This window comes from Nonomuraea sp. NPDC004186 (assembly GCF_053603495.1).
On record NZ_JBSGFQ010000241.1, the window covers coordinates 1 to 6,922 of the forward strand.

Consider the following 6,922-nt stretch of genomic DNA (forward strand, 5'->3'; position numbering starts at 1 on the left):
CGAGGACCTCGCCGCGGGTCTTGAAGGCGCCCGACACCATCCACAGGAACGGATACATGCTGATCAGCGCATACTGCTGGCCGAGGCGGAGCAGTCGTTCGCGCCGCTGCCCATCCACGTCATCCCCTACCTGCCTGCCGAGCCCGTCGGCAAGGACGCGCTGGCCGAGGTCGGCGAGGCGATGTACGCCGAGTCCGACCCGTTCGCCGCCCACGCCGTCGATCCGCCACTGCGGATGGACGCCGACGAGCTGGTCCTGGCCCTGCCCGGCGCCGACCGCGGCGACGTCGACCTGGCCCGCAAGGGCGACGAGCTGATCGTGACGGCCGGGCCCTACCGCAGGATCCTGGCCCTGCCCGCGGCCCTGGCCCGCAGGAAGATCACCGGGGCCGCGCTCCGCGACGGCGTGCTGCGGGTAGGTTTCAGCCCGGGGAGCGAATCCGCGTCCTGATGAGTTGAGGAGGATGAGCGACCCATACGTAGGGAGGGCGAGATGACCGAGAGCAACACCGGCAACGACAGAGACCCGATCGGGACCGTCGCCGACGAGGCACGCAAGCTGTTCGAGTCGATCCAGGGGCGGGCCACCCGCCAGGTCGGCAAGAGCGTGTTCAACTCGTTCACCGGCGGGGGTGCCCGCAGGGAGCGCGACGTGTGGGAAGAGGCGGTGTCCGATCCCCACGACGAGTACATCTGCCGGGCCTGCCCGTGGTGCAGGGCCATCGCGGCCCAGCGCGAGTCGGGCGCCGACGTGACGGGGCACCTGATGGCCGCGGGCGGGGAGCTGTTCGCCGCGTTCCGCGGCGCGCTCGACTCGCTGAGCAGGCCCGCCCCCCGCGGGCCGCGCGAGGACACGCCGGACCGCCGCGCCACCCGGCCGGAGGGTGGCGGCAACGTGGAACACATAGATCTGGGATAGGGAGAAAAGGGGCCAATGCTCACGATCGGTGTCGATATCGGCGGGACCAAGGTGGCCGCCGGTGTGGTCGACGACAAGGGCGTGATCGTCGAACACACGCTCAGGCCCACCGCCGCCGACCGCCCCGACCTGGTGGCCGAGACGGTGGCCGATGTCGTTCGCGAGCTGAGCGCGGGCAGGCAGATCGAGGCCGTCGGGGTCGGCGCGGCGGGGTTCGTCGACGAGAGCCGCTCGATTGTGCGCTTCGCCCCCAACCTCGCCTGGCGCGAGGAGCCGCTGCAGAAGAAGATCGGCGGCCTCGTCGGCCTGCCGGTCGTGGTCGAGAACGACGCCAACGCCATGGCGTGGGGAGAGAGCAGGTTCGGCGCCGGGCGCGGCCAGTCCTTCGTGGTCTGCATCACGCTCGGCACCGGCATCGGCGGCGGCCTGGTCGTCGACGGCGCCCTCTACCGCGGCCGCTGGGGCATGGGCGCAGAGTTCGGCCACATGCAGGTGCTCCCCGGCGGGCGCCAGTGCGGCTGCGGCAACGTCGGCTGCTGGGAGCAGTACGCCAGCGGCCAGGCCCTCGTCAAGGACGCCAGGGAGATCGCCGAGGCCCACCCGGAGCAGGCGAAGATCCTCCTCGGCCTGGCCGGCGGCAAGATCGAGGGCGAGGAGATCACCGAGGCGGCCCGGCTGGGCGACGAGGCCTCGCTGGCGGCGTTCGCCAGCCTGGCCGAGTGGCTGGGCCAGGGAATGGCCGACCTGGCCTCCGTTCTCGACCCCGGCTGCTTCATCGTGGGCGGCGGCGTCTCGCGGGCCGCCGACCTGTTCATCGACCGGGCCCGCCAGGCCTTCGCCGAGAAGCTCACCGGCCGCGGGCACCGGCCGCTCGCCGAGATCCGGCTGGCCGAGCTCGGCGCCTCCGCGGGGGTGGTGGGCGCGGCCGACCTGGCCAGGCAGCGCTGACGATCAGGGTCGGCACGTACAACGTACGCGGGCTGCGCGACAGCGTGCCCGCGTTGACCAGGGTCATCGCCGCCATGCGCGCCGACGTGCTGTGCCTGCAGGAGGCGCCCAAGGTCGTCCGCTGGCGGGCCAGGCGCGAGGCCCTGGCCGCCGCGGCGGGCCTGCGCGTGGCCACCCCCGGCCGGGTCGGCGGCGTGGCCGTGCTCGCCGGGCCGCGCGTCGCCGTGCTGCACGCCGAGAGCCGCGCGCTGCGGGGCTTCCTCGGGCTGGAACGGCGCGCGCTCGCGCTCGCCGTGGTGGAGATCGAGGAGGTCCGCCTGGCCGTCGGCTCGCTCCATCTCGACCTCAACGGCCCGGCCAGGGTGCACCACGCCGCCGAGGCCGTGGCGCTGATGGAGCGCGCGGCCACCCGGTTCGGCGCGACGATCGTGCTCGGCGGCGACATCAACGAGCAGGCGCACCAGCCCGCCTGGCGCTACCTGGCCGGACGGCTGGCCGACTGCCACGCCGTGGCGCCCAAGGGCGACGGCCTGACGTTCACCGCGGCGCGGCCCTCCGTGCGCATCGACGGCGTGTTCGCGGCGCGCGAGGCGCGTGTCGTGTCGTGCGGGGGAGTGGACGCCCCGATCGCCGATCTGGCCGGGGCCAGTGACCATCTGCCTGTTGTCGCAGAGTTGCGAGTTGGGCACTAACGGGCAAGACCGGCCCCCCAGCCCGTAGCATTTGCTCATGACCCGTCGCCATCAGCGGCGTGCGCTCTCCTTCATCTTGGCGACGTCCGTGGCCTTGACGCAGGTCACGCCCGCCGCGCATGCCGAACCCCGCCGCCCCGCCACCATGGAGGCGTGGCAGCAGTCGACAAGCGCGCGCCTGCAGGCCGACGGTTCACTGTCCGACGTGCTGGCCGTCTCCTCCAACGACGTGTGGGCGGTCGGCCAGCAGGAGATCTGGGACGTCTGGAAGAACCGCGGCACCGTCCGCCACTGGAACGGCAGCGGCTGGTCCGAGGTCTCCATCCGCGACGCCACCGCCGCCGGCAATCTGCGCGGGCTGGCCGTCGCCGGGCCGTCCGACGTGTGGGCGGTCGGCGACGGGCACGACGGGCTGCCGTACCTGGCCCACGGCGACGTCAGCGGGTTCGACCGGATCAGGCCGCAGGGCATCCCCGGCGACGACGGCCGCCCCACCCCGCTCTTGCGAGCGGGAGACTGGCTGGGCGGCGTGGACGCCAAGCCGGGACGGGTGGTGGCGGTCGGCAGCCGCGACCAGCAGGGCCTCATCCTCACCGGCCAGGGCAACTCCTGGACCGTGCAGCAGACCACGGAGAAGGGCGCGCTCTACGCGGTGGCCGGCGGGTTCGCCGTCGGCGACACCGGCTCCGAGCCGCTGATCATGCACTACTCGGGCGGCTCGTGGGAGTCCATGCCGGTGCCCTCCATCCCCGGCGGCTACCTGCGTGACCTGCAGGTCGACAGCGCCAAGCGGGCGGTGGCCGTCGGCGGCGTCTACCGCGGGCCCGGCGAGGTCTCGCCGCTCGTTCTCACCTGGAACGGCAAGCGCTGGAGCGAGCAGCCGACGCCCGTCTCCGACGCCCGCCTCTACGGCGTGACCGGCGACGGCAAGGGCCGCTACTGGATCACCGGCTACGACCCGGCGCGGGCCGCCGAGCCGTTCATGCTGCGCTGCGAGAAGGGCGAGTGCGCGACCATCCGCGGCGGGGCCGCGCGGGGCCGCAGCAGCGTACGCCTCCAGGCGGTGGCCTACCTGCCCGGCAAGGGCACGGTGTGGGCGGTCGGGCACGCGGTCGACACCCGCGACCGCTACACCGACGTGGTCGAGTCGTTCGCGCCCAAGACCACCACCGCGAAGTCCTAGCGGCGGGCCCCTACAGCACGGCGCCGTCGTCCCAGCCGGAGTCGTTGGGCGGGCCGTCGCCCATGCGCACCACCAGCGCCACGAACCCGCCGATGAACGCCGCCACGGCCGTGAACAGCGCCCAGCCCTCCATGTGCCAGCTCGCCATCGCGGCCACCAGGAGATAGGCGGGGCCGCCGAACAGCGCCACCCACGCCAGCTTGGTGGGCAGGTCGAGCTTGGGCAGCGGGGGCGGTGGGGGCGGCTCGAAGTGGCCCTCGTCCGCCTCCTCCTCGTCGTCCGCCGGGTCCTTGTACGGCTCCTCGTCGAGCTCGGGCTCCTCCGAGGGTTTCACCACTCGGCGGGTGGGCTCGGCGGGGACGTTCTCGCTGTCCGGCCATGGCTGGTCGGCCGAGTCGCGCTCGGCGGTGTCGTTGAAGGACGCGACGATCTGCCGCCAGACCTCGTCCTCGTCACTCTGGGGCGTCACCTAGATGGGCCTCTCCACAGCGATCGCGACTTCCCCCTGGGTGCGATCAGTCCCTCTGCAAGGGTACCGAGGCATGTGTCCGGATGAAGTCGAGGCTCCCGGCAAAGATCCTGTCGGCATCGTTGTCAAGCGTCGCAACATGGTAGCTATCGCTTAGCTCCTCGATCGTGGCCTGTGGGACCTTCGCACGGATGATCGCCACACTCGTCGGCTTGACCACATGGTCCTCCGTGCTGTGGAAGACCAGCAGTGGTTGCGTCACTTTAGCCAGGTCGGCCTGCACCAGCGACCACAGCGAGGGCAGCGACGCCGCCGCCTTCACCGGGGTGCGGTCGTAGGCCAGCTCGGTCACGCCGGGTTTCTTGACGTCGTTGGCGACGCCGGGCACCGACGGCACGAACCACTTGAGCAGCGGAGCGAGCTTGAGCAGCGGCACGTCGTTCGCGATCGAGGGGTTGACCGCGATCACGCCGGCGATCGCCGGGCCGTGCACCTCGGCGAGCCGCAGCGCCAGGCAGCCGCCCAGCGACAACCCCGCCACGAACACGTCCGGGCAGCGCCCCTGGAGGTCCGCGAACGCCTTCTCGACCTCGGCGTACCAGTCCTCCCAGCGCGTCCTGTTCATCTCCTGCCACGTGGTGCCGTGCCCCGGCTGGCGGGGCAGCGAGACGCTCACCCCGTGCCCGGCCAGGAACTCCCCCCAGGGCCGCAGCGACTGTGGCGAGCCGGTGAACCCATGGCAGAGCAGCACACCGACCTGGCCTGCTCGATGGTGGTAGGGCTCCGCGCCTGGCATGAGCGGCATAACAGCTCCTCCATGCAGTTTCATTCCGGGCAGGTTCCTCCGGGAACGGCCCGATCGTCGCACGTTCCGGGGTGTTTGTGCGAGAGCTGGTGTAGGAGCATCGTGTTCAAGGTGGGAAGATGACTCTGCTCACACGTAACGCGCTGGAGAAGAGGTGCCGGAGTGTTCTACTGGGTGGTCAAGGCCATCTTGGGTCCGTTCCTCCTCGCCGTCTTCAGGCCGTGGACGGAGGGCTCGGAAAACGTGCCCAAACAGGGGCCCGCGATCCTGGCCGGCAACCACCTGTCGTTCGCCGACCACTTCTTCGGCCCGCTGCAGATCCGCCGCAAGGTCATCTCGCTCGGCAAGGCCGACTACTTCACCGGGCGCGGCGTCAAGGGCTTCTTCACCCGGCTGTTCTTCAGCGGCGTCGGCACCGTGCCGATCGACCGCTCCGGCGGCAAGGCGAGCGAGGCGGCGCTCCGCACCGGCCTGCGCATCCTGCGTGAGGGCCACATCCTCGGCATCTACCCCGAGGGCACCCGTTCGCCCGACGGCCGCCTCTACAAGGGCAAGACCGGCGTGGCCAGGCTCGCCCTGGAGTCACGGGCGCCGGTCATCCCGTGGGCCGTGATCAACACGTACGAGATGATGCCGCCGGGGCGGCCGCTGCCCAAGTTCGGGATCCGGCCGGGCGTCAAGTTCGGCAAGCCGCTCGACTTCTCCCGTTACTACGGGATGGAGGACGACCGGCTGGTGCTGCGCGCCGTGACCGACGAGATCATGTACGCCCTGATGGAGCTGTCCGGGCAGGAATACGTCGACAAGTACGCCGCGAGCGCCAAGGTCGAGCTGGAGCGCGCCGCGCGCGCCGCCGCCGCCAAGGGGTGAGCTCACCCGGAGGCGCGTAAGACCGTCTCGGTCTTCTGCATGGCCGTGGTCATGGTGTGCAGCTCCTCGCGGCTGATCCGGTCGATCAGGTACGCGCGCACGACCTCCAGGTGACCCGGCGCCACCCGTTCCAGGCAGCGCACGCCCGCGTCGGTGAGCACCGCCAGCACCCCGCGCTCGTCGCCGGGGCAGGTGGCGCGCTCCACCAGGCCCGCCTTCTCGAGCTGGGTGATCTGGTACGTCAGCGCGCTCTTCGACACCACGACACCCTTGGCCAGCTCGGTCATGCGCATCTGATGGCCCGGCGTGTCCGACAGCCGCGTCAGAATTTCGTACTGCGGATGTGTCAGCCCGGCCGCGGCCTTGAGCTGCTCCTCGATCCGCCGTTCGAGCAGGTGGGCGGTGGACAGGAAGGCGCGCCACGCCGCCATCTCCGTCGCGTCAAGCCATCGGGGGTCCGTCACCGGTTCAGTCTACTGTCGTTCAGATTTGAACAATCAATGCTAGGGTCGTTGTTCAAATCTGAACCACTCTTAAGGAGATCGCATGATCGGCCAGGCGCGCCCCGTCGTCCTGCTGCTCGCGAGGATCGCCATCGGCGTGATCTTCCTCGTCCACGGCTACCAGAAGTTCGCGACCATGGGGATCGCGGGCACGACCAAGTTCTTCGAGTCCGCGGGCATCCCGCTGGCCTCCGTGGCCGCTCCCGCCGTCGCCGTGCTGGAGGTGGCCGGCGGGCTCGCGCTGATCCTGGGCGCCGCGCTGCCGATCGCCGGCACGTTGCTGGCCCTCGACATGGTGGGCGCCATCGTGTTCGTGCACGGCGCGAGCGGGTTCAGCGCCGGCGAGGGCGGCTACGAGTTCGTCCTGGCGCTGGCCGCGGCCAGCCTGGCCGTCGGCTTCACGGGCGGGGGAGCGCTGGCCCTGGACAACGTCCTGGCCCGCCGCCGCCCCGAGTCGGCGCTCGCCTGACGGCTTCTCCTCCGGGAACCGGGGCCCCCCCCCCCCGCGGGGTGACCCCCCCTGTCAGACAAAG

The 6,922-nt window shown here is 71.4% G+C and carries 9 protein-coding genes and 1 pseudogene; 7 read left to right on the forward strand and 3 right to left on the reverse strand.

Annotated elements, in window-relative coordinates:
* The 5 genes and pseudogenes from ACWEPL_RS64600 to ACWEPL_RS64620 form a co-directional block, all read left to right on the forward strand.
* Window positions 1–451: pseudogene (locus tag ACWEPL_RS64600) on the forward strand (ArsA family ATPase); the annotation flags it as partial.
* A gap of 42 nt (window positions 452–493) precedes the next feature.
* Window positions 494–919 carry a DUF5304 family protein gene (locus ACWEPL_RS64605; protein WP_363963518.1) on the forward strand — a complete coding sequence of 142 codons (426 nt, stop codon included), beginning with the start codon at window positions 494–496 and terminating at the stop codon, window positions 917–919.
* 15 nt (window positions 920–934) lie between these two features.
* The gene (locus ACWEPL_RS64610; protein ID WP_363963520.1) at window positions 935–1,867 is read left to right on the forward strand and encodes an ROK family glucokinase; all 933 of its coding nucleotides are present in this window, start codon (window positions 935–937) and stop codon (window positions 1,865–1,867) included.
* 44 nt (window positions 1,868–1,911) lie between these two features.
* Entirely contained in the window at window positions 1,912–2,559 is a 648-nt protein-coding gene (locus ACWEPL_RS64615) for an endonuclease/exonuclease/phosphatase family protein (RefSeq protein ID WP_363963522.1), read from the forward strand.
* Between the two features lie 37 nt (window positions 2,560–2,596).
* Complete coding sequence (locus ACWEPL_RS64620; RefSeq protein ID WP_363963524.1) at window positions 2,597–3,742, forward strand: hypothetical protein; 1,146 nt, start codon at window positions 2,597–2,599, stop codon at window positions 3,740–3,742.
* Window positions 3,743–3,752: 10 nt separating this feature from the next.
* Here ACWEPL_RS64620 and ACWEPL_RS64625 read toward each other — a convergent pair whose 3' ends face one another.
* A complete protein-coding gene (locus ACWEPL_RS64625; protein WP_350728985.1) occupies window positions 3,753–4,211 on the reverse strand; it encodes a hypothetical protein in 459 nt (152 codons plus the stop codon).
* Window positions 4,212–4,257: 46 nt separating this feature from the next.
* Complete coding sequence (locus tag ACWEPL_RS64630; RefSeq protein WP_452442905.1) at window positions 4,258–5,016, reverse strand: alpha/beta hydrolase; 759 nt, start codon at window positions 5,014–5,016, stop codon at window positions 4,258–4,260.
* Window positions 5,017–5,178: 162 nt separating this feature from the next.
* On the opposite strand from ACWEPL_RS64630, the gene ACWEPL_RS64635 reads away from it, so the two are divergent.
* Window positions 5,179–5,886 carry a lysophospholipid acyltransferase family protein gene (locus ACWEPL_RS64635; protein WP_363963527.1) on the forward strand — a complete coding sequence of 236 codons (708 nt, stop codon included), beginning with the start codon at window positions 5,179–5,181 and terminating at the stop codon, window positions 5,884–5,886.
* A gap of 2 nt (window positions 5,887–5,888) precedes the next feature.
* On the opposite strand, the gene ACWEPL_RS64640 is transcribed toward ACWEPL_RS64635, so the two are convergent.
* Window positions 5,889–6,350, reverse strand: a complete 462-nt coding sequence (locus ACWEPL_RS64640; RefSeq protein WP_350728989.1) for a MarR family winged helix-turn-helix transcriptional regulator — start codon at window positions 6,348–6,350, stop codon at window positions 5,889–5,891.
* A gap of 82 nt (window positions 6,351–6,432) precedes the next feature.
* On the opposite strand from ACWEPL_RS64640, the gene ACWEPL_RS64645 reads away from it, so the two are divergent.
* Window positions 6,433–6,858 (forward strand): DoxX family protein, encoded by a 426-nt coding sequence (locus ACWEPL_RS64645; protein ID WP_350728991.1) that lies wholly within the window; start codon window positions 6,433–6,435, stop codon window positions 6,856–6,858.
* Window positions 6,859–6,922 lie beyond the last annotated feature (64 nt).